1 protein-coding gene is annotated in these 1,692 nt (G+C 64.4%); it reads left to right on the plus strand.

Features of this window, described 5'->3' with window-relative positions; translation table 11 throughout:
- Positions 1–738: 738 nt before the first annotated feature.
- Positions 739–1,338, plus strand: a complete 600-nt coding sequence (locus tag ABZX75_RS34285) for an N-acetylmuramoyl-L-alanine amidase (RefSeq protein ID WP_355418151.1) — start codon at positions 739–741, stop codon at positions 1,336–1,338.
- Positions 1,339–1,692: the final 354 nt, after the last annotated feature.

Below are 1,692 nucleotides of genomic sequence, written 5' to 3' on the forward strand. Positions count from 1 at the left end.
GGCGACGACCATCCGTGGCCCAGCCGGGCCGCCGCCCACACCGCAATATTCGAGTGGATCGAACACTCGTACAACTTGCATAGCTGCACAGCAGCGTCGGCTACCGAAGCCCCATCGAGTACGAAACAGCCCTGGCCACTTGACCACCACACCAAATGGGGTGTCCGTCAAAGCGGATCAAGCTCAGGGAGCACGCCCGAACCTGGACCACCAGCCTCACCGATCACGCCAATCAACTTGACGCGATGGAGAAGCCTCGGGAGTCGGAAACGCACCGCCCCGCGGCAATCAAAGCGCTGCCCTACGTCATGTTCTGGCCGCGGGTCTGTCTTTACATGCACACGCTTCACACCGCCAAGAAGACTCTTTTGCAGCCCGTACGGTCCTGGGTAGCCGTCGTCCGGGCTTTGGCTTGGGATTATGAGCTTGTTCAACGCGGACTTCAGACGAGCAGCGGATATGACTCTGCGCTGGCCCGATACGACACAGCCGTCACTCGATCGGTGGACGAGTTGAAAAGGCTCTGTGCGTGACAGCCGTGGCCACCAGCGGGCCGCGCTTCGCCGGAGGGGTCACATGCACAAATCACGCCCGTCCAGACGCACCGTCATCCGCGCCGCCGTTGCGGCGGTGGCGGCCGTCGTTCCTGCCGCTTGGGCTGCCACTGAGCCGTGCCTCTCACCGGACCACGCCCTGGGCCGACGGCCCGCCGGAAGTGCAACAGGGCAAGGAGGACGTATGACCGTTCCCCTGTCCGACCACGTCTTTCTGCGTGTGCTGCTCGTCGAAGGCGTCCACGTCCGCGCGCACGACGGCTGGCACACCCACAATCGCAACCACAAGGGCCCATGGGGCCCCGTCCACGGCGTGATGCTGCATCACACGGCCGGGACCGCCAGCCTCCGCATCTGCCGCACGGGCCTGCCAGGCCTGCCCGGCCCCCTGTGCATCGGTCTGATTACCAAAGACGGGAGGGTCCACCTCGTGGGCTATGGGCGCACCAACCACGCCGGAAAAGGATCCGCTGGCCTCCTAGACGCCATGCGCCGCAACACCCCGGTGTCCGACCGACCCGGGCCTGATGCCGTGGACGGCAATGCCCATTTCTACAGCTTCGAAATCGAAAACCTCGGCGACGGCAACGACCCCTACCCCGCGGCTCAGCTCGACGCCGTTGAGCGGGTCTGCGCAGCGATATGCCGCACCCACGGCTGGCCATCTGACAGGGTGGTCGCTCATAGAGAGTGGACCCGCCGCAAGACGGATCCCTCATTGTCCATGACCGGTATGCGCGCCAGGGTAGCTGCCCGGCTGACAGATCCGGAGGTTGATTTTTAACCTGTGCCCCACCGGGGAGGGGACTGAGCCGAGGATGGCGGACAACCGATTCCCAAGGGTCCACCTGGCGACGACAACACCAAGCAACCGCCCGGAACTGCCACTACCAAAGAAGAACCAGCTCAGGACACGAAGTCTCACTGGAGTACTATGCTGCCGCACTGGACCTTCCACACGCCTTCGTGGAGTGGGTCACGTTCTCACGGGTCATCGATGCATCTTCCTTGATCGGGAGTTACACCGAACGATTTACAGTCCCGCCGAGGGCGGGCAGGGGGCGGCGGTAATCGCGGGCGGTTCGTCGGAGGGCGGCGGCGATGTTGGTGGCGCCGTTCTGGCGGTGGACGCCGATGG

The sequence above is a fragment of the Streptomyces sp. NPDC003038 genome (assembly GCF_040611115.1).
Classification (GTDB): domain Bacteria; phylum Actinomycetota; class Actinomycetes; order Streptomycetales; family Streptomycetaceae; genus Streptomyces.

Bases quoted from the DNA above. Each gene is read 5' to 3' on its own strand.
- ABZX75_RS34285 (WP_355418151.1), top strand. From the start codon at position 739: ATGACCGTTCCCCTGTCCGACCACGTCTTTCTGCGTGTGCTGCTCGTC.